Source organism: Roseateles flavus, from assembly GCF_039872765.1.
In the GTDB taxonomy this organism is placed as follows: domain Bacteria; phylum Pseudomonadota; class Gammaproteobacteria; order Burkholderiales; family Burkholderiaceae_C; genus Roseateles_B; species Roseateles_B flavus.
On sequence record NZ_JBDPZC010000007.1, the window covers coordinates 198,310 to 220,604 of the forward strand.

Here is a 22,295-nt window from a genome sequence, read left to right on the forward strand (position 1 = left end):
GGGCGCCGCTCCAGGCAGGTCAGACCAGCAGAAAACACAAGCGCCCCGTCCCCGCCTCCTTGCCCAGCAGGGGCAGGGTGAGGCTCAGGTCGGTGCGGGCGCTGGGCTGCTGCAGCACCTGCTGCAGCTTGTCGAAGGGCTGCGGGGTCAGCCGGGTGCTGCCCAGCTGGGCCTCGCTGCCAGCGCCGGGCTTGTGCAGCACGGCGGCCATGCTGCGCAGATAGCGGCTGGCTTCCTCGACCATGCGGGGACTGGGCTGGCGGGTCTGGATGGCCCTCAGAATCTCCTGTTTGCCCAGGGCGAGGGCCATGCCGCCAATCATGGCGACGGCGCTGGCGTCCAGCAGGCCGACGGCATAGGCCGTCTTGCGGCCGGTGCAGCCGTAGAGGCCCACCAGCAGCGGGTACTGCTCGAAGTCATGGCGGGCGTCGGACTTCAGCAGGTCGAAGCTGCGGGTGCAGAGCAGGGCGTGCAGGTGCTGCTGGGCCAGACCCAGGGACTGCAGGGCGCCAGGCAGCACCGTCGCGGGCTCGGTCACCTCGGCCGTCTTGCGCTGCTGGGCCTGCTCGCGCAGGGCGGACTGGCCGTAGAGGGAGTCATGCACCACGCGGCGCAGGGTGGCGTCGTCGAAAGGCTTGTGCACCACGAAGGCCGCGCCATTGCTGCGGGCCTGGTTGAGGCACTGGGCATTGGTCTCTGTGGTCACGAAGCCCACGGGCACATGACCCTGGCCGATCTGGCGCAGCGTCTGCAGCATCTCGATGCCCGAGACGCCCGGCATGTGCCAGTCCGAGACCACGAGGTCCGGCTTGAACTCCTGCATGCGCTGCAGCGCCTCGGCGCCGTCGCTGGCGGTCTGGATCTGCAGGGGCCCCATCTCTCCGTGCTGCAGCACGCGGCGGATGATGGCCTGGATGGCGCGGCTGTCGTCGACGATCAGCACGCGGCGGAATTCCTCGCTCATGTTCTTGTCATTCATCTGATTCCTCGCTCCGGCAACAGGGCACCCTCATGAGGACCGGGCCCATGCGGGCATGGGCGGGGTCCGACGGTCTCCCTGGCGCCAGGGGCGGGACTGGTGTCCGCTCTGCGGCCCGGGCCGTCCTTCGCTCCGGGCTGCGCGGCTCGTGCGACCGCGTCAACGGGGCGCCCTCGGGGCGGCCTGGAGGACCTCTGACGGTCCGGCTGGCTGAAGCCGGGACCTGTCGGGATCAGACGGGTCTCAACTTCTGGCGGGAGTGTCATGCAGGCGACAAGTGCCGCAGGAGCGGAAAAACACCCGGCCGCGCCAGCATTTGCGGCTCTGCGTGAAATAGTCGGCGCTTCGGGGCGGGGCAGAATGGCCGGATGGAGACTGTGCAAGCCCTGGTGATCGGCGCCGGCGTGGTGGGGCTGGCCGTGGCGCGGGCCCTGGCCCGGCGTGGCCTGGAAACCCTGGTCCTGGAGCAGGACACGGCCCTTGGGCAGGGCATCAGCGCCCGCAATTCCGAGGTGATCCACGCCGGCCTCTACTACCCGACAGGGTCGCTGAAGGCGCGCTGCTGCGTGCGTGGCCGCCCGCTGCTCTACGACTTCTGCGAGGCCCGCCAGGTCCCGCACCGGCGCTGCGGCAAGCTGCTGGTGGCCACGTCACCGGCCCAGCGCGCCGCGCTGGAGTCACTGGCGGCGCAGGCCCGGGCCAATGGGGTCGATGATCTGCAATGGCTCGGCGGCCCCGAGGCCCAGGCCCTGGAGCCGGCCCTGCGTGCGGACGCGGCCCTGCTCTCGCCCTCCACCGGCATCGTGGACAGCCATGCGCTGATGCAGGCCTTGGAGGCCGATCTGGAGGCGGATGGGGGCCAGGTCTTGCCTTGCAGCCGCGTGCTGGGCTGGCACAGCCGTCCCGAGGGGCTGCATGTGCTGCGGGTGCGATCGGCGGACGGCGAGGTCTCGGAGCTGGGCTGCCGCGTGCTGGTCAATGCGGCCGGCCTGTGGGCCACCGCCCTGGCCGAGGCCAGCACCGGGCTGCCGCCGGGGCTCAGCAGCGCCTTCTGCAAGGGAAGCTACTTCAGCCTTCAGGGGCGTTCGCCCTTCTCGCGCCTGGTCTACCCCCTGCCCGAGGACGGCGGCCTGGGCGTGCACCTGACCCTGGACCTCGCCGGCCTGGCCCGCTTCGGGCCTGATGTGCAGTGGCTGCCCGAGGGCACGACGCCTGAGTCCCTGGACTACGCGGTCGAGCCTTCGCGCATGCAGGGCTTCGAGGCCGACATCCGCCGCTACTGGCCCGGCCTGCCGGACGGTGCGCTGCAGCCAGCCTACAGCGGCGTGCGGCCCAAGCTCCACCGCCCCGGCAGCGCCACGCCCGACTTCCAAATAGAAGGGCCCGCCCAGCATGGCCGGGCGGGCCTCGTGCATCTGCTGGGCATCGAATCCCCCGGCCTGACCAGCTGCCTGGCCCTGGCCGAGGAAGTCCTGAAACGCTTGGCCCTCGATCCCCTGCCCCCGTCGCAACGGCGGACGTAGAAAGCGAAGGGCATCGAGCGCCGCCACCCTGGGCATTGCTTGCGGCTCAACGCCGCAAGCAAGCCCCCCCCAGGGCGGGGTCAGGGGCGCCAGCCCCCAACGGGCCGAGCGCCGGGCCGCCCCAAGCCGGCCCTCATGGCAAAGCGGGCGGCTCAACGCCGCCCGCTTTGACGTCCCCTCGGGGGACCGCCCAGGCTCGCCCGCGTCCAGCGAGGCGAGCCAGGGCGAGGGGTTCATAGCCCACAGGCCGAGCGCCGGGCCGCCCCAAGCCGGCCCCCATGGCAAAACGGGCGGCTCAACGCCGCCCGTTTTGACGTCCCCTCGGGGGACCGCCCAGGCTTGCCCGCGTCCAGCGGGGCAAGTCTGGGCGAGGGGTAAATGCCCTCCCTCGGGGGGCCGCCCAGACTCGCCCGCGTCCAGCGGGGCAAGTCTGGGCGAGGGGCTCACATGCTTACTTCAAGCCGTTGCTGATGGCCTTCAGCAGCGTCGCCTGGCTGTCGTCACCGTTGAACTCCCAGAAGAAGGCGCCGGCCAGGCCCTTGTTCTTGGCGTAGCTCATCTTCTCGGTGATCTGGGCCGGGGTGTCGAAGCTCCAGAAGGTGGTGCCGTTGAAGATCCACTGGGCGCGGCTCTGCGAGTCCACGAAGCTGGGCCAGCCCAGGGCCTTGAGCACCTTGTAGTCCTCGTTGCCGGCTTCATAGGTGCCAGCGGCGGCCTTGCCGGTCTGGTAGAGGCCGTTGTTGACGTTGGTCACGCCCGTCCAGCCGCGGCCGTAGAAGCCGATGCCGATCTGCAGCTTGTTGGCCGGCACACCCTTGTTGAGGTAGGCCTGCAGGGCGGCGTCGGTGTTGTAGGACTTCACGTCACCCGTGGCCGGGTCGGCGCTGCTGCCGTAGAGCGGCGAGTGGAAGCCGGTGGTGTTCTCCCAGGTGCCGTGGAAGTCATACGTCATGACGTTGATGAAATCCAGGTAGGGGTGGAACTTGTCCGGCTCGATCACGCGGATCTTGTCCACGCCGGCGGGCGCGGCGATGGACAGCAGCAGGCCCGGGCGCACGGCGTCCAGCTGCTTGCGGAACTCGGCGAGCAGGCCGGTGAAGTTGGCCGTGTCTTCGGGCTTGCCGCAGCCCAGGCCGCAGGCGGCGGGGTATTCCCAGTCGATGTCGATGCCGTCGAAGACGCCGGCCGCGGCACCCGTGCCACCGGCGTAGTCCACCTTGGGCAGGTCACCCTTGATGTAGGCGTCGATGCAGCTCTTGACGAAGGCCGCGCGGTTCTCGGGCTTGGCGGCCTCGGAGAAGCCACGCGAGTAGGTCCAGCCGCCCAGGGAGATCAGCACCTTGAGCTTGGGGTACTTGGCCTTGAGCTTCTTGAGCTGGCCCCAGTTGCCGCGCAGGGGGGCGTCCCAGGCATCGGCCTTGCCGTCGATGCTGGTGCCGGCGTCGATGGCCTTGGTGTAGTCGGCAAAGGCATCGCCGCCCACGCCGGTGTTCTCGTCCACCGGCACGGTCAGGCCGACCTCGCACTTGTTGTTGCGCACATTGCCGAAGGCGTAGTTGATGTGCGTGAGCAGGGGGGCGGAGCCGCTGGTCTCGATGTTCTTGACGAAGTACTTGCGGTCGTAGATGCCCCACTGGGCGAAGTAGCCCAGCACGTTCTTGCCGCCGACGGTGGCCTTGTCGGTGTGCACGGTCAGGGCGGGCGAGGCGGGCGAGGCGCCGGCTTCGCTGACGGCCTGCACGCTGAAGCTGTAGTCGGTGTCAGGCGTCAGGCCATTGACGCTGGCGGTGGTGGCCGGGCCTTGCGCCGCCTGGGCCGAACCCTGCAGCACGCGGTACTGGACCGTGCAGTTGGGGCCGGCGGGCACAGCGTTCCAGGCCAGGTTCACGCCGGTGCTGGACTTGGAGGGCGCGCTCAGGCCGGTGGGCGTGGCGGGCGTGGTGGTGCAGCTGCCGTTGGCGCTGGTCTTGGCGCTCAGCGCCGCGCTCTGGGCGGAGGCATTGCCGGCCTTGTCTCGGGCGCGGACGGTGTAGCTGTAGCTGGTGTTGGCGGTCAGGCCGCTGTCGGCGTAGCTGGTGCCGGTGGGCGAGCCCACCAGGGTGCCGTTGCGGTAGACGTCATAGCCCGCCACGCCGCTGCCGGCGTCGGTGGAGGCTGCCCAGCTCAGGGTGATGCTGCTGGCGGTGATGCCGCTGGCGGCCAGGCTGGCGGGCACGGTGGGCGCCGTGGTGTCGGTGTTGCCGCCGTCACAGGCGCCGAGCTGCTTCCAGACGTCCCACTGGCCGGACTTGAGCGCAGGGCTTTCGTTCTGGGTCCACCACTTGGCCTGGTAGGCCTGGCTGTTCTGCTGGACCACGGAGCCGCCGGTGTAGACGGCGCCGGAGCTCCAGGTCTGCACGCCGGTGCAGTTGTAGGCCTGGGCGCTGCCGGCGGCAAGGCCGGCGGCCAGGGCGATGAGTTTGAGCGAGTGTTTCATGAGCGTTGAAGAGAGAGAGGTCGAGGGGAAAGACCCGCCGCCGGAGGAGGGGCGGCGGGCCCGGACTGCTTCTTCAGGATCCCTGGGATGCCCCGGTCAGGGCTGCTGGGCCCGACCGCGGCTGACGGCGGCCTTGAGGGCGTTGAGAGTCACATTGCTCGTGCCGCGCCGCGCTTCCTGCTGCAGGGCGTAGCTCTTGCCGCCGAAGCTCACGATCCAGTTGCTGGGCGTGGGCATGGGCAGGTAGTAGTTCAGCTTGATGGCCACGCTGGCGCCGGGGGCCAGGGTCTGCCAGCTGGGCAGCTTGAAGGCCGCGCGGTGGAAGTCGTTCTTCAGGCCGCCGACGTTGTTGCCCGCGGCATTGGAGCCGTCGGTGACCACCTTGAGGCCGAAGCCGCTCTGGTCGGTCAGCGAGGCCGGGATGGCCGTGGGAATGTCGAAGCTGAAGTCCGTGCCGCCGGGCAGGGTCTGGCTGCTCTTGTTGGTGATGGTGAGCGTGGGATTGATGGGGTAGTTGGCATCACCCAGGGCAAAGCCGCCGATGCTGAACTGCACGTCGATGGCCTCGGTGGGCATGGTCGCGCTGGTCAGGCGGTTGCCGTAGGGCGCGGCGGTCTTGAACTTGTTGTAGAGCAGGTTCGTGAGCGTGCTGCCCATGCCGTACTCCGCCTTGGCGTTGTCGTAGGCGTAGTCGCCGGCCAGCTCCCAGAACATCACGCCGCCGATGCCGCGGTCCGCCACGTACTGGGCCTTGACGCCCAGGGACTGCTCGTCCTCGATGGACAGGAAGACCTTCTTGGTGGCGTTCCACAGCCACGGCGAGACCAGGGTGCCGTCGTAGTAGCGGGTGTAGGTGCCGACGAACTGGTCCTGCGGATTGGTGGCGGGGTTCAGGCCATAGGCGCCGATGTAGCTGCCGCTCTTGCCGGCGGCCAGGTTCATGGTGTGCCACAGGGGGTTGGAGCCGGCCGGCACTTCCTTGCTGGAGACGTCCAGGTCATGCCAGACGTTGTCCAGGCCGATGGCGCCCGCGCCGCATTTCTGCACCGTGCCGCCGCCCGTGCCGGGAGGGCACTTGGTCTGGTCGGCCTGGGCAGCCGTGCCCCAGAGGCCGTTGGTGCCGCCCGTCACGTCCTTCCAGCCGCGGGTGTAGTAGGGCACGCCGATGTTGATGCGGCCTGCCGGCATCGCGCCGCGGAAGTAGTGGTAGGCCCAGTCGGTGTTCAGGTAGCCGATGCGGCCGTACTGCGAGGCCGTGTAGTAGCTCCAGGCCACCAGCTCGGAGTCCTTGCCATCGTCGTAGAGCGCCGCATTGGGCCCCACGAACTGGTTCCAGGCGCCGTGCAGGTCGTAGCTCATGATGTTGACGTAGTCCAGGTACTTGGTGACCTGGTACGTCTCCATGCCGCGCAGCAGATAGCCCGAGGCCGGCGCCGCGACGGTGAGCATGTAGTGGCGGGCGTCCTGCTGGCCGGCGGCGTCGAGCTTGGCGCGCAGGGTCTGCATCAGCGTGACGAAGTTCTTCATCAGCGTGGCCCGGCGGGCGTTGCTGATGGTGAAGTCGTCCGGATTGCCAGCGTCCTTCATGCTGGTGGCGTATTCGTAGTCGATGTCCACGCCATCGAAGCCGTACTGGCGCAGGAAGGCCACGGCCGAGTCCGCGAAGGTGTTGATGCCCGCGGTGTTGGCACTGCCGTCGGCATTGGTGGTCATGGTGTAGAAGCCACCGCTGGCCACGCGCTTGCCCGCGTCATCGAAGTAGCCGCCGGTCTCGGCCCAGCCGCCCACGGAGACGAGGGTCTTGACCTTGGGGTACTGCTTCTTGAACTTGCTCAGCAGGTTGAAGTGGCCCTTGTAGGACAGGGTGCTGTCCATCTCGGCGCCGGCCACGCCGGGCCAGGTCATGCCGGTGGCGGCGTTGTTCGGGTCGGCAGGATTGCCCACCGAGACCTTGTTGCTGCCGTCCACATGGGCGAAGGCGTAGTTGATGTGGGTCAGCTGGCCCCAGGGGATGTTGCTGGCCAGGTAGGCGGGCGTGCCGTCCTTGCCGGTACGCCAGCTGGTGAAGTAGCCGATGATGCGGCGCGGCTTGTCGGCGCCCATCATCTCGCGGCCCTGGTCGTCATAGACCTTGCAGTAGGCGGGCGTGGTGCCGGGCGTGGTGTAGAGGCCTTCCGGGCGGCACTTCTCGTCGCCGGTGGCGCCGCCGCTGACGGTGACGCGGGCGCTGCCGCTGTCGCCGGTGGCACCCTTGTCGTCGGTGGCGCGGGCGGTGATGTCATGCACGCCGGCGCGGGCCGTCCAGCTGATGCTGAAGGGGGCGGTCGTGTCCTCGGCGATCAGCACGCCGTTGTCGTAGAAGGCCACCTTGGCCACGCTGCCGTCCGGGTCGGAGGCGCTCGCGGAGACGGTCACCACCGCGCCGTCCGTGGCGCTGCTGCCGTCGGTGGGCGCGCTGAGGGACACGACGGGCGGCTTGTTGACCGTGCCGCTGGTGACGGTCACCGACTGGCTCTTGCTGTTGGTGGCGCCCTTGTTGTCGGTCACGGTGAGGGTGACGTTGTAGGTGCCGGCCGCGGCATAGGTGCGGCTGGCGGTGGCGCCGGTGGCGCTGCTGCCGTCGCCAAAGGTCCAGGCATAGCTGGCGATGCTGCCGTCGGGGTCGGTCGAGCCGCTGCCGTTGACGCTGAGCACCAGGCCGCTGGCGTTGCTGGTGAAGCTGGCCACGGGCGGCAGGTTGACGGTGCCGCTGGTGACCGTCACCGACTGGCTCTTGCTGCTGGTCGCGCCCTTGTTGTCGGTCACGGTGAGGGTGACGGTGTAGGTGCCGGCCGCGGCATAGGTGCGGCTGGCGGTGGCGCCGGTGGCGCTGCTGCCGTCACCAAAGGTCCAGGCATAGCTGGCGATGCTGCCGTCGGGGTCGGTCGAGCCGCTGCCGTTGACGCTGAGCACCAGGCCGCTGGCGCTCGAAGTGAAGCTGGCCACGGGCGGCTGGTTGACGGTGCCATCGCAGGCGCCGAGCTGCTTCCAGACGTCCCACTGGCCGGACTTGAGCGCGGGGCTCTCGTTCTGGGTCCACCACTTGGCCTGGTAGGCCTGGTTGCTCTGCTGGACCACGGCGCCGCCCGTGTAGACAGCGCTGGAGCTCCAGGTCTGCACGCCGGTGCAGTTGTAGGCGAAGGCGGGGAGGACGCTGCTGCCGATCAGCAGCGCCAAGACCGTGCGTTGATGCATGGCGGTTCCTTGAGGGTTCGTGAAAAGGGTGCACGAAGCCGGGACCGCAGGCGCGAGGCCTGGGTCCGGCAGTCGGTCAGAGAGGGGCAGGGAGAGAGGGATCCCGGGGACTTTTTTTCTTGGGTGCTCAGGGCTTCACGATGACGTCGAAGTACTTCTCGACGCAGCGCTGGTAGTCCCCGGCCTTCAGGGAGAAGTACGCGGTCTGGTAGCCCACCAGCTTGCAGGCGAAGGCCTTGCCCTCGGGCATTTCCGCGTGATAGGACCAGTCCTGGTCCCAGTAGATGTCCAGGGCGCCGGCACCGCCGACGGCAAAGGACTTCTGGTTGGCGCAGCCCAGCTCCTCGGTGGAGGGGACGGGCACGCCCAGGGCCGCCGCATGCTCACGGTAGTAGGCAATGCGGTTGACGGATTGCGGCTTCTCGTAGCCCTGGCCGCACTCGATGCCGCCGTTGATGATGTTGGTCGTGGCCCCGAAGCCCGGCTTGATGCCGGCGGCCGTGTCGACCGCATTGGGCTTCCAGGTGCCATCCACCACATGCAGCATGCTGGGCTTGGGCGAGGCCGGGTAGACGTAGAAGAACACGGCCGAGGCCAGGTTCAGCCAGGTGTCGGCCACCTGCTCGGGGTTGTTGAGCAGGACCTTCACGTCACCGAACATGGCGTCGGAGAAGGGGCCGTAGTTGTAGTTGTACGAGAGCTGCTTGGCGCCGCGGCCGAAGTACTGCTTGAAGCGCCCCTGGGCGTCCTTGCCGCAGGGCCAGGTCTGGCCTTGCCAGGTGGTGGGGTTGCACTCGTTGTTGTAGGGGCAGCCGTAGGTCGATTCGCTGCAGCCCGACTCCCGCACGAAGTACAGGGCCTGGCGCCATTGCGGCGTCGGGCTGTTGGGGTCGTGCGCGCCCGTCTCCTGCGTGAAGTGGGCGAACATGGTGGCCAGGGTCTTGCGGCAGATGGCGTCGGAGTCGCGACCGTCCGTGTACGTCATGCAGACGCCCGAGAACTTGGCGATGGCCTGCAGCAGCCCGGTGTAGGTATAGGACTTGTCACGCAGAGGGAAGAGGAACTCCCACTGGCTGGCAGGCAGTAGCTTCTCGACCCGCTTGACGTTCTCGGGGTTGCTGGCCAGGCCGGGGGCCACGGCCGCCACGGTGCTGTTGTCCCGCATGGCGATGGAGGCCTTGACGGCGCGGAAGAGGGCCGTGTCGGTCAGCTTGGCCTCCGTGGCCTTCACGTCGGACTGCTTGAGGATGTACTTGCCCGTGCTCGGGTCCTTGACCACCACGGCCAGCGTGAAGGACTGCGACTTGGCGTTCGTCGCGCCCTTGTTGTCGGTCACGGTCAGGCCGACGGCATAGGTGCCCGAGGTCGCATAGGCGTGCGTGACCTTGGCGCCGCTGGCGCTGCTGCCGTCGCCGAAGGTCCATTGGTAGCTGCTGATCTGCCCGTCTGGGTCCGTGGAGCCGCTGGCATCCAGGGACAGGTTCAGGCGGGCCACGCTGCTGGTGAAGGCGGCCACCGGCGGCTTGTTGCCCGGATCGCCGCCACCGCCGCCGTCACACGTGCCCAGCAGCTTCCAGACGGCCCAGGCGCCCGAGTTGGCGGCGGGCGACTGGCCCTGCGTCCACCAGTTGGCGCTGTAGGCCTTGCCGGACTCCTGCACCTGCTGGCCCGAGGTATAGGCCGTGGCGCTGTTCCACACGTTGATGCCCGTGCAATTGACGGCCTGCGCCTGGCTGGCTGCCAGGATCAGCGGCACGGCCGCCAGGGTCGCCCGCAACAGGGAAGAGGCGCGGGCCGTGCCGCGGGAAGGGGATGCCATGGCCGTCTCGCCATGAGGTACTGCGCTTGCAAACATGAACGGGTCTCCTGCGTTCAACGTGCGCTGCTGATCTTGCGCTGGGCGTCTTCGCGCCCGAGAGAGACAGGGCGCTCAACAACACGCTCCGTCCGCAGCTACCAGACCAGTACCACCAGTAGTCTTGTAGTGGTATGCACTTTAGATACCACTTTATGCAAAAACATTGATACAAACACCTAGTACCACGGTAACCCCGTGTAAGGTTGATGACCAATAAGAGACCAGATGCGCAGATCGCCCCGGGGAGACGGACCGGGTGGTTAGCAGCCAGTGGGGGTGGGGGTGGGGGGGTTAGGTGTTTGTACGGAGACGCTTTGAGGGGCCAGTCAGCAGGCCTTAGCGGCACGCTCTGTGCACCTGATCGAGGCACAGTCGATTTGGGCTCGGTGGATGGCCGTCTTCCGCTTCCCGAGCTCACGCAATCGACCCGAGGCGGTCGGTCGACTGCCGCCAGCGGCTCGCCTGAAGGACCAGCCCTCCTCCCGCCGTACCACCGATGCGGAAGCCTGAGTTGAAGGCTACTTGCAGTCTGGATGCGGGGGGCCTGGGCAAGAAAGGTCCGGACACCTGTCAATGGCAATGGCCGCGCGGGCCGCCGGTCGCGGTTGCCTTCGGCTGCGGCTGCGCTTTCGAGGTGAGCGCCTTGGTGCTCAACACGACACGACGCAGTCGGCCAGGACGGCCCCATCGGGTAGGCTTGGCAAGTCCTCGCTTTTCAGCGTGCGCCAGTGAACCCAGCTGCTGGTGGGGGCGCCATCTCAAGGGCTACCGGAGAACCGCCATGACTTACGTCGATGGATTCGTCGCTTCCGTCCCCACCGCCAGGCGCGCGGACTTCCTGCAGCACGCGCAGGCCATGGGCCGGCTCTTCAAGGAATACGGAGCGCTCAGCGTGGTCGACTGCTGGGGCGACGATGTGCCGCCAGGCAAGCTGACCTCCTTTGTGCTGGCCGTCCAATGCAGGCCGGACGAGACGGTCGTCTTCTCCTGGATCACCTGGCCCTCCCGTGAGGCGCGCGATGCCGCCTGGAAAGGGATCATGGCCGATCCCCGCATCCAGTCCGCGGCAGAGCCGCCGTTCGACGGCAAGCGCATGATCTTTGGCGGCTTCGAGGTGCTGTCGGCCGTGTAGCGAGGGTGGCTGGGTCAAGCCTTTCCCATGAGAAAGTACGGGCCCTCCGGGCCTGTGTCCTCGCTCAGGATCGCCCATCCCTGCGCCTGGTAGAACTGCACCGCGTTGGTGTTTTCAGTCAGGCACTTGAGCGTGGGCGGCTTGTTGAAGTAGCGGGCACAGCCCTCCAGCAAGGCCTGACCGAGGCCTCGCCGCTTGGCCGAGGGGTGCACGAACAGGTTGTGGACGAAGCTGTCCGGCTCCCAGATCGAGGCAAAGCCCAGCACTTCGCCGTCCACCACCGCAACCAGGATTCGCTCACCCTCCGTGTGCGCATCGAAATCCGCGGGCTGGTGGTGAGCGGCCGGCCGCCAGGAAAAGGCCTCGTTTCGGGAAACCACATACAGGCGGCGGAGCGACTCTCGATCGGACTCCTCGAATGCGCGGATGGTGATGTGCATGAGATGGCGGTGGGTGTCGTGGAGGGGCAGCGCTCGCAAGCGCCGATTCACGTTGCATCGCGTTGCAACGAAGGGTCAGGTCTTGAGTGTGTCGTGCCTTGGAGGCTTAGGCGCCTTCTGCCTGTGCCGGGTACAGGTGCCGACACAGCTTCCACTCTTGAACGGGCTGGTCGTCGACGTAGAGCGTCGGCTTGGGAAGAAATGCTTCGAAGCATTCGGCGATTCCGAGCTCTTCGGCCGTATGCCGACAGTAGTCGCTGCCCCCTGAGCTCCAAAGGAAGAGGAGCGCGCCTTCAGATTTCAGCCGCCTGACCGTTTCGATGACCGAAGGCATGGGAATCCGCTTGGCACCGACGGATCGGACCAGGGTGTCGTCGATATCGAAGTAGACGATGCGCTGCATGCTGCAATCAACGATCCAGGATGAACAGGAAAGGGTCGGGTCTTGCCCCAGACGGCCCGGCGCGTTGAGACCTGACCCGGGCCGGCGGGCTGGTGTGTCAGGGGCAGTTTAGGGCTGGCTGAGCAAGTTGCGGAGCATGTTCTTGCGAGCCACGTCATGGCGGCGGAAGCCGTAGCGTTCCCGCAGCTCGATGGTCTGCAACCACCGGGTCAGGAACTCCTTGTCCGTTCGCAGCGATGGCTTGTTCTGCGCCCACTGGGCCTCCAGGCCCTTGAGCGCTCGCGCGATCTGGTGGGATTCGGACCAGCAGGGCTGGCAAAGCGACCGTTGCTGGTCAATGGGCGCCTTCTTCACCTCGTAGGTGTACTTCTGGTCTGCAGCGCTGAAGAGAGTCTTGGTCTGGCACCGGCGGCAGAAGTAGGTCACGTCGGTGTAGCTGTGTGTCCAGCTCGCCGATACAGAGCCCTGACTCTGTTCGGACCACTGGGAAGGATCAGCCGCTACGGTGTTCGGCGGCGGGTTCCCGCGCGGGGTCCTGGCTCGCTTCGTGGGACGGTTCATCCGGGAGATTTCAGGAGGCGGACCCTAGCGCGCCACCCGCTGCCACTTTCCCTGCTCCAGCAGCTCATGCGGCAGGAACCTCGCCTTGTAGGCCATCTTGGGGCTTTCCGCGATCCAGTAGCCGAGGTAGAGGTGGGACAGCTGCAACTGGCGCGCCTGCTCGATCTGCCACAGCACGTTGTAGCTGCCATAGCTGGTGCCGGGCTCGGGCTCGTAGAAGGTGTAGACCGCCGAGAGACCGTCGGTGAGGATGTCCAGGATGGAGACCATCTTGAGCACCGCGCTGCCGTCCGGCCGGGGCTCGCGGAACTCGACCAGGCGGGAGTTGATGCGGGACTGCAGCAGGAACTGGGTGTATTGGTCCACGCTGTCGTGGTCCATGCCGCCGCCGCTGTGGCGGCCGGCCTGGTAGCGCAGGTAGAGCTGGTAGTGCTCCTCGGAAAAGCCCAGGCGCATCACCCGTGCCTGCAGGCCCTGGTGCTGCTGCCAGGCGCGGCGCTGGCTGCGCGAGGGCCGGAAGTCCGCCACGGGGATGCGCATGGGCACGCAGGCCTGGCAGCCCTCGCAAAAGGGACGGTAGGTGAACATGCCGCTGCGGCGGAAGCCGGCTTCCACGAGGCCGGAGTAGGCGTCCGCGTGGATCAGGTGGCTGGGCGTGGCCACCTGCGAACGCGCCAGGCGCTGCGGCAGGTAGCTGCAGGGGTAGGGCGCCGTCGCGTAGAACTGCAGCTCGGCCAGCGGGAGTTCCTTGGGATGCGTCACGGTGGCGGCAGGGGCTAGGGGTCGGTCGGGGCTGGTTTCAGGGGCTGGAGGCGGGCAGGGCCGGCAGGTCCAGCAAGTCCCAGAGGCTTGCATGATAGGTCCAATCGCGCGGCGCTTCCTCACCAACCTTGGCCCGCAGATGGGCCTCGAAGGCCTCGCGGGGCAGCTCGAAGGCGCCCAGGGAGGCCAGGTGCCGGGTGTTCTGCTGGCAGTCGATCCAGGGGATGTCATGCCGACGGCACAGGCACACCAGGGCGGCCAGGGCGATCTTGGAGGCGTCGGTGCGGCGCATGAACATGGACTCGCCGAAGAACATGCGGCCCAAGTTCACGCCGTAGAGGCCGCCCACCAGCTCGCCGTCCATCCAGGTCTCGATGCTGTGCACCACGCCCTGGCGGGCCAGTTCGAGGTAGGCGGCTTGCATCTCGGGGAGGATCCAGGTGCCGCTCTGGCCCTCGCGCGGGCTGCTGGCACAGGCGCGCAAGACCTCAGCGGTGGCGCTGTCCACGCGGATCTCGCAGCCGGGGGTCTGGCGGAAGCGCTGCAGGGTCTTGCGCAGGGAGCGGGAGAGCTTGAAATGGCGGGTCTGCAGCACCATGCGCGGGTCCGGGCTCCACCACAGGATGGGCTGGCCGCGGCCGTACCAGGGGAAGATGCCCTGGGCGTAGGCGGCCTTGAGGCGCTCCGGCGAGAGATCGCCGCCGGCGGCCAGCAGGCCCGGCGCTTCGGAGTTCGGACCCAGGGCTTGCGAGACCGGGGGAAAATCCAGGGAATCGGGGGCCAGCCAGGGGATCATGGGCGGATGGTAGCCGCAGCCCGGCGGACGGCCCGGACTCGCCATACGTTCAAGAGAGGATCAGATGATCAAGGTCTACGGCATTGCCAACTGCGACACCGTGAAGAAGGCGCGCAGCTGGCTGGAGGCGCAAGCGCTGCCCTACGAATTCCACGACTACAAGAAGGCCGGCGTGCCGGAGGCCCTGCTGCCGCAGTGGCAGGCCGCCCTGGGCTGGGAGCCCCTGGTCAACCGCAGCGGCACCACCTGGCGCAAGCTGGACGAGGCCCTGCGCGCCGGCGTGGTGGACGCCCCGTCCGCCCGGGCCCTGATGCGGGCTCAGCCCAGCGTGATCAAGCGCCCGGTGGTCGACTGGGGCGACGGCCGCCTGAGTCTGGGCTTCAAGCCGGAGCAGTTCGAGGCCCTGCAGCGGGGCTGAGCGCTGGCCGGACTTGGTGCGTGGCGCGCCGCCATGCGCCAGGCTGGGGCGCGTCAGGCCGGCGCATGCACCTGAACGGTGCTGGATGGGTTGGCCGGGCATGCCCCAAGCTGGGCATTGTTCTTGCGTTCCTGGTGCGCGACGGGCCGCGCTGGTGCGGCCTTCCCACACGCAACACCCCGGGAACGCCCCAAGGAAGCCCATGGAGTCCATCAAGCAAAGCGCCGACGCGCTCTTCATCCTGCTCGGCGCCATCATGGTGCTGGCCATGCACGCCGGCTTTGCCTTCCTGGAACTGGGCACGGTGCGCAAGAAGAACCAGGTCAATGCCCTGGTCAAGATCCTGGTGGATTTCGCCGTCTCCACCGTCGCCTACTTTCTGCTGGGCTACACGGTGGCCTACGGGGTGCACTTCTTCACCGGGGCCGAGGCCCTGGCCGCGAAGAACGGCTACGAGCTGGTCAAGTTCTTCTTCCTGCTGACCTTCGCGGCGGCCATCCCCGCCATCATCTCGGGCGGCATTGCCGAGCGCGCCCGCTTCGGCCCGCAGCTGATGGCCACGGCGGTCATCGTGGGCCTGATCTACCCCGCCTTCGAGGGCGTGGCCTGGAACCAGGCCCTGGGCGTGCAGGCCTGGCTCAAGGCGAGTTTCGGCGCCGAGTTCCATGACTTCGCCGGCTCCGTGGTCGTGCATGCGGTGGGCGGCTGGATCGCCCTGGCGGCCGTGCTGCTGCTGGGCCCGCGCATGAACCGCTACCGCAAGGACGGCGCCATCAGCGCGCATCCGCCCTCCAGCATCCCCTTCCTGGCCCTGGGCGCCTGGGTGCTGGCGGTGGGCTGGTTCGGTTTCAACGTGATGAGCGCGCAGACCCTGGACAAGATCTCCGGCCTGGTCGCCGTCAATTCCCTGATGGCCATGGTGGGCGGCACCCTCGTGGCCGTGCTGATGGGCCGCAACGACCCGGGCTTTGCCTACAACGGCCCCCTGGCCGGCCTGGTGGCCGTGTGCGCGGGCTCAGATGTCATGCACCCGCACGGCGCCCTGATCACCGGCGGCGTGGCCGGCTTCATCTTCGTGAAGATGTTCACCCTCACCCAGAACCGCTGGAAGATCGACGACGTGCTGGGCGTCTGGCCCCTGCACGGCCTGTGCGGTGCCTGGGGCGGCATCGCCTGCGGCATCTTCGGCACCCAGGCCGGCGGCGGCATCGGGGGCGTGAGCTTCTGGTCGCAGCTGCTGGGCACGCTGATGGGCGTAGCCTGGGCCCTGGGCGGCGGCTTCGTGGTGTACGGCCTGCTCAAGCGCTTCGTGGGCCTGCGCCTGAGCCAGGAAGAGGAATTCGAGGGCGCCGACCTCTCCATCCACAAGATCGGCGCCACGCCGGACCGCGAGGTCAGCTGGTAAGCTGCCAGCCTCTTTGACCCCAAGCACCGCCCGCGGGCGGTGCTGCTGTTTCGAGCGCTCGCCATGTTCACAGGCATTGTTCAAGGCGTGGCCCAGGTGGCCGCCCTCCGCGACCGTCCCGGTCTGCGCAGCTTCACCCTGCAGTTCCCACCCGGCTTCTGCCAGGGCCTGGAGATCGGGGCCAGCGTGGCCTCGGACGGCGTCTGCCTCACCGTGGTGGCGCTGCACGAGGGTGACCGCGCGGACTTCGACGTCATGCAGCAGAGCCTGAACCTCACCACCCTGGGCGCGCTGCAGGTGGGCAGTCGCATCAACGTGGAGCGGGCCGCGAAGGACGGCGCTGAGATCGGTGGCCATCCGCTCTCCGGCCACGTGGACTTCATGGCCACGGTGCAGTCCATCCGCCAGCCCGAGAACAACCATGTCATCCGCATCGGCGTGCCGGCTCCGTGGATGCGCTACATCTTCGCCAAGGGCTATATCGCGGTGAACGGTGCCAGCCTCACCGTGGCCGAGGCCGGCCGCGAGCGCGACGGCTCGGGCTGGTTCGAGGTCTGGCTGATCCCCGAGACCCTGCGCATGACCACCTTCGGCGAGAAGGGCGTGGGTGCGCCGCTGCACATCGAGATCGAGCGCCAGACCCAGGTCCTGGTGGACACCGTCCGCGCCGCGGTCGACGAGCGCCTGGGCCCGCTGCTGCCCCATCTGGAGCAGTGGCTGGCCGAGCGGGGTCAGGTCTTGCCCGACCTGCTGGGCTGAGGCCCGAGGCGTCTCGCGCGGGGCAGGGTCAGCGCTGTGCCGCGCGCTGCAGCACGCCCTGCACGCCACTGAGGGCGCTGAGCCGGCTGCGCAGGTAGTCGCCCAGCCGTGCCTGCTGGCTGAAGGCCACGTTGAAGCGGATGTGCGGGTCCGGGGTCTTGAGCGCCGAAAAAGTGGCGCCCGGCACCAGCAGGATCTTGTTGCGCCAGGCGTCCTGCACCAGCTCGTCCACGTCCACGCCCTCGGGCACCGAGGCCCACAGGAAGAGACCGCCTTCGCCCGGGTGGTCCAGCCGCATGCCGGCCTGCTCCAGCAGGCGGCCGCACTGCAGGCGGGCCTGCTGCAGCCGGCGCTGCAGGCGCTCCTGGTGCTTGCGCAGGCGGCCAGCCATCAGGACCTCCAGCAGCACGTACTCGTTCAGCGCGGCGCTGCTGAGCACCGAGCAGATCTTGGCCCGCAGCAGCGGCTTGAGCAGGGCAGGCTCCGCGGCGATGTAGCCCATGCGCAGCGCGGGGCTCAGCACTTTGCAGAAGCTGGAGTAGTAGATGACGCCCTCCAGGCCCGCCAGCGCGGCCAGCCGCGAGGGATGGCCGGGATGGAAATGGCCGTGGACGTCGTCCTCGGCGATCAGCAGGCCGTGCTGCCGGGCCAGCACCAGCAGACGGTGGAGATTGGCGGGGCTGCTGCTCCAGCCCGTGGGGCTGTGCAGGGCCGGCTGCAGGAAGAGCAGGCGGGGGCGGTGCTCGCGACAGGCCGCCTCCAGCTCGTCCAGGTCCAGCCCGTCGGGCCGGCGGCGGATGCCGACGGGCTTCACGCCCTCCTGGCGCAGCCGGTCGAACATCAGGAAGTAGCCCGGGTCCTCGACCAGCACCGTATCCCCGGCGCGCAGGAAGCTGCGGCAGATGAGGTCGATGGCATGCGTGCCGCCGTAGCAGGTCATCAGGCGGCTGGCGTCCACGGCCAGGCCCTGGCTGCGCATCAGCAGGGCGATGCGCTCGCGCAGCTCGGGCAGGCCCTGCGGCGGGCAGCGCGAGGCCATGCCCGCGCTGCTGCGGGCCAGGCCGCGCTGCAGGGCGGCCGCGGGGATGGCGTCCTCCAGCCAGGCCGGGGGCAGGGCGCCGCTGCTGGCCAGCAGCACGCCGGGGCGCTGGTCATTGGCCTGCTGGGCGAGCCAGACGCCCTCCAGCGTGTCCCCGGCCTCCAGCCAGGTTTCGTCCCGCTCCAGCAGGGGCGGCTCGCAGACGTGGTAGCCGATGGTGCCGCGTGACTCGATGCGCCCCGCCGACGCCAGCCGGTCGTAGGCCAGCACCACGGTGTTGGGGCTCACCGCCAGCTGGGCGGCCAGGGCGCGGATGGAGGGCAGGCGGGCGCCGGGCGGCAGCTGGCGGCGCTCGATCAGGCCGGCCAGGCCGGTCTCGATCTGGTCGGCCAGAGGCTGGGAGGCGTGGCGGTCAAGCGGAATCACGGCGCCAGCTTAGCGGAGAAGCAGCAAGGCGAGCAGTGCCAGCGCGCCGCCCATGCAGAGATTGAAGCCGCGCTGCACCGCCGGCCGCTCCAGAAGCCTGCGGATGGCCACGCCGAACAGGGCCCACATGGAAATGGCCGGGAATCCCACCACGGTGCCGAGCACGGCCACCAGCAGCCCCGCCTGCAGGGGCGGCAGTCCTGCCGGCATGAAGGCCGAGGCCAGGGTCACGGCCTTCAGCCAGCTCTTGGGATTGATCAGCTGGAACAGCGCGCCATGAGCGAAGCCCAGCGGCCGCGGCAGGGCGCCGGCCTGCGCCATCGTGGCCCCGCTGAGCTTCCAGGCCAGGAACAGCAGGTACAGCGCCCCGCCGATGCGCAGCCCCTGCTGCGCCACAGGCCAGGCCAGGAAGAGCTGCCCCAGGCCCAGGCAGCAGGCCAGCGTCAGCACGAAGCCGCCCAGCAGGATGCCCAGGATCTGCGGCAATGTGGCCCGGTAGCCGAAGTTGGCGCCGGAGGTGGTGAGCATGACGTTGTTGGGGCCGGGCGTGCCGGACATCAGCAGGCAGTAGCTCATCAGGGGGAGGAGGTCGGACATGGTGCGTGAGCCTTGAGTAGCAGCCGCAAGACTAGGGGCCCAGCCCGAGCGATCCAAGATACAGACATCCCTCGAGGCCGAGACGCTGTGTCACGACTGGAAGGGGTACAGATGCCGGGCACCCGGAGGGCTGGGGCCCGTGCGGCCTGCTTGAGCCGCGGCAGCCCTGCTGCTGCCTCGTATCGGCAGGCAGGCGCAGCCTGGCCCGTGCGTGGCCCCTGGTGAGCCCGCACGGCGTGCACGTCCGCGCCCAAACAGGCTCAGTCAGCGTGGAGGGCCGGCCCGCCGCCTGGCGGCCCCCCTGACTTTCTGGACGGCCCGGGCCGGGCTCACAGGAAGGGGTTGTCCGGCGCCCGCCGCGGGCCCAGTGTTTCGCCCGTCAGGCGGGCGTAGACCTTGACAGCCACCTTGTTGATCCAATCGGTGTTGGACACGCCGACCGCCGTGGCCGCGTGCCTCGCTCCTCGGTGGCAGAGGTAGAGTTTCTGGTCCGGCGTGAACTTGGCCACCACGATGTCCATGCAACCCACGACGATCTGGGCGGTCGCGCCCACCTCCTGGTGCAAGTGCCACCAGGTGCTGGGCTCGATCTGGGCGAGGCGCTCGTCCAGCTGCAGCAGCAGCTTTCTTGCCTCTTCCTCGCCAACACCCCCGGTGCCGCCGGTCGTTTTCCCCTCGTGCCGCCCGAAGGCCGTGGCCTCGCGCTTTTCCAGCAGGCGCCAGTACATGCTCAACAGGTCCGAGAGCTTGCCGGCCAGCTCATAGGGCGAAACGTGCTCGACGCCTTCTCTGATGGCCTGCAGCAGGCTGTTGACGTCGACGGTCGCCCGCTGCTCTTCCACGGCTTCCGTATGCTGCGCGGACTCGTGGCCCTGCAGATTCTCCAGGACGAGTCGGTACAGGCCTTTGAGGAAGCCCGTGACGTTCGTTCCGATCAGCGACTTGATCGAGTTCGTGATCAGCGTTTCTGCGACGGTGTGGTCCCCCTTGCCTTTGTCCGCACTGGTCGGCACGCGCTCGTGGAAGGTGATGTTGGCCACGTAGGGGCCGCTGTCGTCCTGGAGGTGCACCATGGCGATCCCGAAGGCCTGGATGGGCAGCCCCTCGGACGGGCTGGCGCCCAGCCCGAGAGAGACCGCCGCCACGGTCCGCATCGGGCCTGCCTTCGCCTGCATGGCAGCGCCGGCCGGGCTCGCTGCCACCGCCCCGGCGTGCTGCGAGGCCCTGGACTCGCCCGACCGTCCGGCTGCTCGCGCTCCCATCTGGTCGGCCTCGCGCTCCAGCGCCGCATCGTTGTTGAGCGCAAGCCCTTGCGCCATTTGCACCGTCGGCCTCACCCGCCCCTGGGCCTGCTGCACCACGTGCCAGGCCTCATGCGGCAGGTGCTGCTCCTGGCCCGGTCCCAGGTGGATGTCCTTCCCTTGCGCGTAGGCATGGGCTTGCAGGGCGGCCGGCTTGCTGGAGTTGCGGTGTACGCGGACCCCCGACATGTCGAGGCCGGAAAGCGACTCGATGCCGGCGCGCAGCGGCTCCGGCAGGCCCATTGCAGCCGGACTCTGCGCCGGTGGTGCCATGGCGCGCAGCTGGGCGATGCGCTGCTGCTGCGCCTGCTGGCGCGGTGTGTGCGCCATGCTGATGCCGGGAGCGCGCGGCGCCGCGGCGCCGGCGCCAGCGGCGGGCAGCCGCGACGCGGAGCGGCTTGCCAGTTCCGGATCGTGTGACCGGGAAGTGGATCGCATCGGCTTCATTGGGGGCACCCCGGCTCCTTCCCCGCCGGCAGCCGCCGGCTGAACTCGTAGCAGGCGCGCAGCCACTGGATGTTCGATCCCAGGTCGTTGAGCGGCTTGCCGGGGCCCTTCCAGTGGGCCGCCAGCGCCTGGCGCAGCGGGGCGATGGTGTCCATGTACTCGTCCGGGAAGGCGATGATCTCGTAGACCAGCGGGAACTCGATGTAGCCCAGCTTCACCAGCGCCCCCAGCTGCTCGTAGTGGTAGTGGACGGCGGCATAGTCGGCCATCTCTTCCGAGAGGTAGAAGGCCTCGCCGCTGCCCGCGGCCAGGATCTTCTCCTGGATGTGGAGGTGGATCTGCAGCCAGTGCGTGCTCAGAAAGCGGTGTGCGCGGCGCGCCACCTTGGCGTCCTCCGCGAAGAACTCCTTCACGTGCGAGAGCGCGGCCAGGCGGCGCGACATGTCGCCCTTCACCGAGTTGTCGACGAACTCGCGGAACTGTCCCACCGAGATCGCCGCGCCCACAATGACGCTGATGCCCGAGGCGATGCCCACCAGGCTGCGCCAGCGCATCAGCGCGGTGCCGAGACGGCCGTTGGGGTGTGCTGCCGGCAGGTCCTCGTCCATGCAGCCGTCCTCAGGGGCGGGCGCGGGCCAGACCCGTGCTGGTCGGCTCCGCCCGCCTCAGCAGCAGCAGCCAGGGCCGCTCGGTCTGGGGCAGCAGGCGGCCCTGGGCGTCGACGGCCGCCTCGGTCCAGACCACCCGCTCGTGCACATTGCCACCGATGGCGCCCACGCGGTCGGCCTGTACCTCGACGACGAGGTCGCAATGGAAGGGCCACATCCGCTCCCGCTCCGCGCGCGTCAGGCGCTGCAGCTGCGCGAAGCTGTCGAAGCGCTGGATGGCCGCCTCGCGCGGGGCGCAGATCAGGTCGCCGATCCGCGGGCTGGCGGCGGCCGCGTCCAGCAGCTCGAAGCTGCTGCGCCGCGGCTGCTCCAGGCTGGCGCGGATGTAGCTCCAGTGCGCGGCACTGGGCGGGAACTGCTGGGCGCTCAGGCCGGCGGTCTTGGCCAGGTAGGAGATGAAGGCGGCGGACCAGGGCAGCAGGGAGCCGTCCGGATAGAACAACCGCTGCTGCCCCTCCGCCTGGCCGATGGCGAACCAGTAGTGCATCACCCGGCTGGTGAAGGCCGGCTCGGCCTCCGAGGGGCTGGAGAGGCCGCGCGGACGCTCCAGCTCGTCGCTCTGCAGCTTCCAGCGCACCTGGCCCCAGAGGGTCCATTCCTGCACGGCCAGCTGGGTGATGCGCGCGCTCCAGTCGGGGATGGCCACGGGGTGGCCGCCCAGGCCGTCGCCCTCGCTGCGTTCGACAGACTCCACATCGGGCAGGGGCGGCGGCTCCACCCGCGGCGGGATCGCGGGTGGCGCCGACAGGCTGGCGCAGCCCTGCAGGATGGCCAGCAGCACACAGGCGCTCAGCCGGGCCGGCCACGGCGCCAGGGCATCACGGAAGGAGGATCGCGGGACGAGAGCAGGCATGAAGGACTCCGCTTGAGGCGACGGCAGCGGGAGCCGCAGTGTGGCCTGCGTCAGCCCTTGACGCCTATCAGTCAAAAGCTGATTCCGCCTGGGAGAAATACCGAAATCACCCGAAAAGATGCGGGCCAGCGCCGCGTCTGAGGCGGCCCGGCAACGAGGGTCTGCGCGACGTCTTGCGCCTGCTGCCGGACTTGATAGTCTGGCTGCCGCCCCCGGCT

The 22,295-nt window shown here is 68.8% G+C and carries 19 protein-coding genes; 5 read left to right on the plus strand and 14 right to left on the minus strand.

What is annotated here, in order from left to right:
* Positions 1 to 19 precede the first annotated feature (19 nt).
* Positions 20 to 979 carry a response regulator gene (locus tag ABDJ40_RS15990; RefSeq protein ID WP_347611372.1) on the minus strand — a complete coding sequence of 320 codons (960 nt, stop codon included), beginning with the start codon at positions 977 to 979 and terminating at the stop codon, positions 20 to 22.
* 368 nt (positions 980 to 1,347) lie between these two features.
* Here ABDJ40_RS15990 and ABDJ40_RS15995 point away from each other — a divergent pair, with 368 nt between their 5' ends.
* Positions 1,348 to 2,502, plus strand: coding sequence for an NAD(P)/FAD-dependent oxidoreductase (locus ABDJ40_RS15995; protein ID WP_347611373.1), 1,155 nt, complete (start codon positions 1,348 to 1,350; stop codon positions 2,500 to 2,502).
* 451 nt (positions 2,503 to 2,953) lie between these two features.
* Here ABDJ40_RS15995 and ABDJ40_RS16000 read toward each other — a convergent pair whose 3' ends face one another.
* From ABDJ40_RS16000 to ABDJ40_RS16010, 3 genes are all read right to left on the minus strand, one after another.
* The gene (locus tag ABDJ40_RS16000; RefSeq protein ID WP_347611374.1) at positions 2,954 to 4,978 is read right to left on the minus strand and encodes a glycosyl hydrolase family 18 protein; all 2,025 of its coding nucleotides are present in this window, start codon (positions 4,976 to 4,978) and stop codon (positions 2,954 to 2,956) included.
* 96 nt (positions 4,979 to 5,074) lie between these two features.
* The gene (locus ABDJ40_RS16005) at positions 5,075 to 8,212 is read right to left on the minus strand and encodes a chitinase C-terminal domain-containing protein (RefSeq protein WP_347611375.1); all 3,138 of its coding nucleotides are present in this window, start codon (positions 8,210 to 8,212) and stop codon (positions 5,075 to 5,077) included.
* 127 nt (positions 8,213 to 8,339) lie between these two features.
* Positions 8,340 to 10,031: a glycoside hydrolase family 19 protein gene (locus tag ABDJ40_RS16010; protein WP_347611376.1), complete on the minus strand. Its 1,692-nt coding sequence runs from the start codon at positions 10,029 to 10,031 to the stop codon at positions 8,340 to 8,342.
* Between the two features lie 820 nt (positions 10,032 to 10,851).
* Here ABDJ40_RS16010 and ABDJ40_RS16015 point away from each other — a divergent pair.
* Positions 10,852 to 11,202, plus strand: a complete 351-nt coding sequence (locus ABDJ40_RS16015) for a DUF1428 domain-containing protein (RefSeq protein ID WP_347611377.1) — start codon at positions 10,852 to 10,854, stop codon at positions 11,200 to 11,202.
* Positions 11,203 to 11,216: 14 nt separating this feature from the next.
* Here the strand turns inward: ABDJ40_RS16015 and ABDJ40_RS16020 are convergent, their stop codons facing one another.
* The 5 genes from ABDJ40_RS16020 to aat form a co-directional block, all read right to left on the minus strand.
* Entirely contained in the window at positions 11,217 to 11,642 is a 426-nt protein-coding gene (locus ABDJ40_RS16020) for a GNAT family N-acetyltransferase (RefSeq protein ID WP_347611378.1), read from the minus strand.
* A 106-nt stretch (positions 11,643 to 11,748) separates the two neighbouring features.
* Positions 11,749 to 12,045 carry an HAD family hydrolase gene (locus tag ABDJ40_RS16025; RefSeq protein ID WP_347611379.1) on the minus strand — a complete coding sequence of 99 codons (297 nt, stop codon included), beginning with the start codon at positions 12,043 to 12,045 and terminating at the stop codon, positions 11,749 to 11,751.
* Between the two features lie 108 nt (positions 12,046 to 12,153).
* On the minus strand, positions 12,154 to 12,471 hold the full coding sequence (locus tag ABDJ40_RS16030; protein ID WP_347611380.1) for a zinc-ribbon domain containing protein: 318 nt from the start codon (positions 12,469 to 12,471) through the stop codon (positions 12,154 to 12,156).
* 159 nt (positions 12,472 to 12,630) lie between these two features.
* On the minus strand, positions 12,631 to 13,368 hold the full coding sequence (locus ABDJ40_RS16035) for an arginyltransferase (protein ID WP_347611381.1): 738 nt from the start codon (positions 13,366 to 13,368) through the stop codon (positions 12,631 to 12,633).
* A gap of 37 nt (positions 13,369 to 13,405) precedes the next feature.
* The gene (gene aat, locus ABDJ40_RS16040; RefSeq protein WP_347611382.1) at positions 13,406 to 14,164 is read right to left on the minus strand and encodes a leucyl/phenylalanyl-tRNA--protein transferase; all 759 of its coding nucleotides are present in this window, start codon (positions 14,162 to 14,164) and stop codon (positions 13,406 to 13,408) included.
* A 64-nt stretch (positions 14,165 to 14,228) separates the two neighbouring features.
* Between aat and ABDJ40_RS16045 the strand changes: the two genes are divergently transcribed.
* The 3 genes from ABDJ40_RS16045 to ABDJ40_RS16055 all read left to right on the plus strand — a co-directional run bounded on the left by ABDJ40_RS16045 (position 14,229) and on the right by ABDJ40_RS16055 (position 16,746).
* A complete protein-coding gene (locus ABDJ40_RS16045) occupies positions 14,229 to 14,582 on the plus strand; it encodes an ArsC family reductase (RefSeq protein ID WP_347611383.1) in 354 nt (117 codons plus the stop codon).
* A 202-nt stretch (positions 14,583 to 14,784) separates the two neighbouring features.
* The gene (locus ABDJ40_RS16050) at positions 14,785 to 15,987 is read left to right on the plus strand and encodes an ammonium transporter (RefSeq protein WP_347611384.1); all 1,203 of its coding nucleotides are present in this window, start codon (positions 14,785 to 14,787) and stop codon (positions 15,985 to 15,987) included.
* Between the two features lie 63 nt (positions 15,988 to 16,050).
* Positions 16,051 to 16,746 carry a riboflavin synthase subunit alpha gene (locus ABDJ40_RS16055; RefSeq protein ID WP_347611385.1) on the plus strand — a complete coding sequence of 232 codons (696 nt, stop codon included), beginning with the start codon at positions 16,051 to 16,053 and terminating at the stop codon, positions 16,744 to 16,746.
* 28 nt (positions 16,747 to 16,774) lie between these two features.
* On the opposite strand, the gene ABDJ40_RS16060 is transcribed toward ABDJ40_RS16055, so the two are convergent.
* The 5 genes from ABDJ40_RS16060 to ABDJ40_RS16080 form a co-directional block, all read right to left on the minus strand.
* Complete coding sequence (locus ABDJ40_RS16060) at positions 16,775 to 18,211, minus strand: aminotransferase-like domain-containing protein (protein WP_347611386.1); 1,437 nt, start codon at positions 18,209 to 18,211, stop codon at positions 16,775 to 16,777.
* A 9-nt stretch (positions 18,212 to 18,220) separates the two neighbouring features.
* Positions 18,221 to 18,808 carry a LysE family translocator gene (locus tag ABDJ40_RS16065; RefSeq protein ID WP_347611387.1) on the minus strand — a complete coding sequence of 196 codons (588 nt, stop codon included), beginning with the start codon at positions 18,806 to 18,808 and terminating at the stop codon, positions 18,221 to 18,223.
* Positions 18,809 to 19,137: 329 nt separating this feature from the next.
* A complete protein-coding gene (locus tag ABDJ40_RS16070; protein WP_347611388.1) occupies positions 19,138 to 20,622 on the minus strand; it encodes an eCIS core domain-containing protein in 1,485 nt (494 codons plus the stop codon).
* Positions 20,553 to 21,164 carry a hypothetical protein gene (locus ABDJ40_RS16075; RefSeq protein WP_347611389.1) on the minus strand — a complete coding sequence of 204 codons (612 nt, stop codon included), beginning with the start codon at positions 21,162 to 21,164 and terminating at the stop codon, positions 20,553 to 20,555. Before ABDJ40_RS16075 ends, ABDJ40_RS16070 begins: the two co-directional genes overlap by 70 nt.
* Before the next feature lie 10 nt (positions 21,165 to 21,174).
* Positions 21,175 to 22,077: a DUF2272 domain-containing protein gene (locus ABDJ40_RS16080; RefSeq protein WP_347611390.1), complete on the minus strand. Its 903-nt coding sequence runs from the start codon at positions 22,075 to 22,077 to the stop codon at positions 21,175 to 21,177.
* Positions 22,078 to 22,295: the final 218 nt, after the last annotated feature.

Coding starts and splice junctions, on each gene's coding strand:
- ABDJ40_RS16000 (WP_347611374.1), bottom strand. CDS start 4,978: ATGAAACACTCGCTCAAACTCATCGCCCTGGCCGCCGGCCTTGCCGCC.
- aat (WP_347611382.1), bottom strand. CDS start 14,164: ATGATCCCCTGGCTGGCCCCCGATTCCCTGGATTTTCCCCCGGTCTCG.
- ABDJ40_RS16045 (WP_347611383.1), top strand. CDS start 14,229: ATGATCAAGGTCTACGGCATTGCCAACTGCGACACCGTGAAGAAGGCG.
- ABDJ40_RS16025 (WP_347611379.1), bottom strand. CDS start 12,045: ATGCAGCGCATCGTCTACTTCGATATCGACGACACCCTGGTCCGATCC.
- ABDJ40_RS15990 (WP_347611372.1), bottom strand. CDS start 979: ATGAATGACAAGAACATGAGCGAGGAATTCCGCCGCGTGCTGATCGTC.
- ABDJ40_RS16020 (WP_347611378.1), bottom strand. CDS start 11,642: ATGCACATCACCATCCGCGCATTCGAGGAGTCCGATCGAGAGTCGCTC.
- ABDJ40_RS16055 (WP_347611385.1), top strand. CDS start 16,051: ATGTTCACAGGCATTGTTCAAGGCGTGGCCCAGGTGGCCGCCCTCCGC.
- ABDJ40_RS16075 (WP_347611389.1), bottom strand. CDS start 21,164: ATGGACGAGGACCTGCCGGCAGCACACCCCAACGGCCGTCTCGGCACC.
- ABDJ40_RS16015 (WP_347611377.1), top strand. CDS start 10,852: ATGACTTACGTCGATGGATTCGTCGCTTCCGTCCCCACCGCCAGGCGC.
- ABDJ40_RS16010 (WP_347611376.1), bottom strand. CDS start 10,031: ATGGCATCCCCTTCCCGCGGCACGGCCCGCGCCTCTTCCCTGTTGCGG.
- ABDJ40_RS16005 (WP_347611375.1), bottom strand. CDS start 8,212: ATGCATCAACGCACGGTCTTGGCGCTGCTGATCGGCAGCAGCGTCCTC.
- ABDJ40_RS16050 (WP_347611384.1), top strand. CDS start 14,785: ATGGAGTCCATCAAGCAAAGCGCCGACGCGCTCTTCATCCTGCTCGGC.
- ABDJ40_RS16065 (WP_347611387.1), bottom strand. CDS start 18,808: ATGTCCGACCTCCTCCCCCTGATGAGCTACTGCCTGCTGATGTCCGGC.
- ABDJ40_RS15995 (WP_347611373.1), top strand. CDS start 1,348: ATGGAGACTGTGCAAGCCCTGGTGATCGGCGCCGGCGTGGTGGGGCTG.
- ABDJ40_RS16080 (WP_347611390.1), bottom strand. CDS start 22,077: ATGCCTGCTCTCGTCCCGCGATCCTCCTTCCGTGATGCCCTGGCGCCG.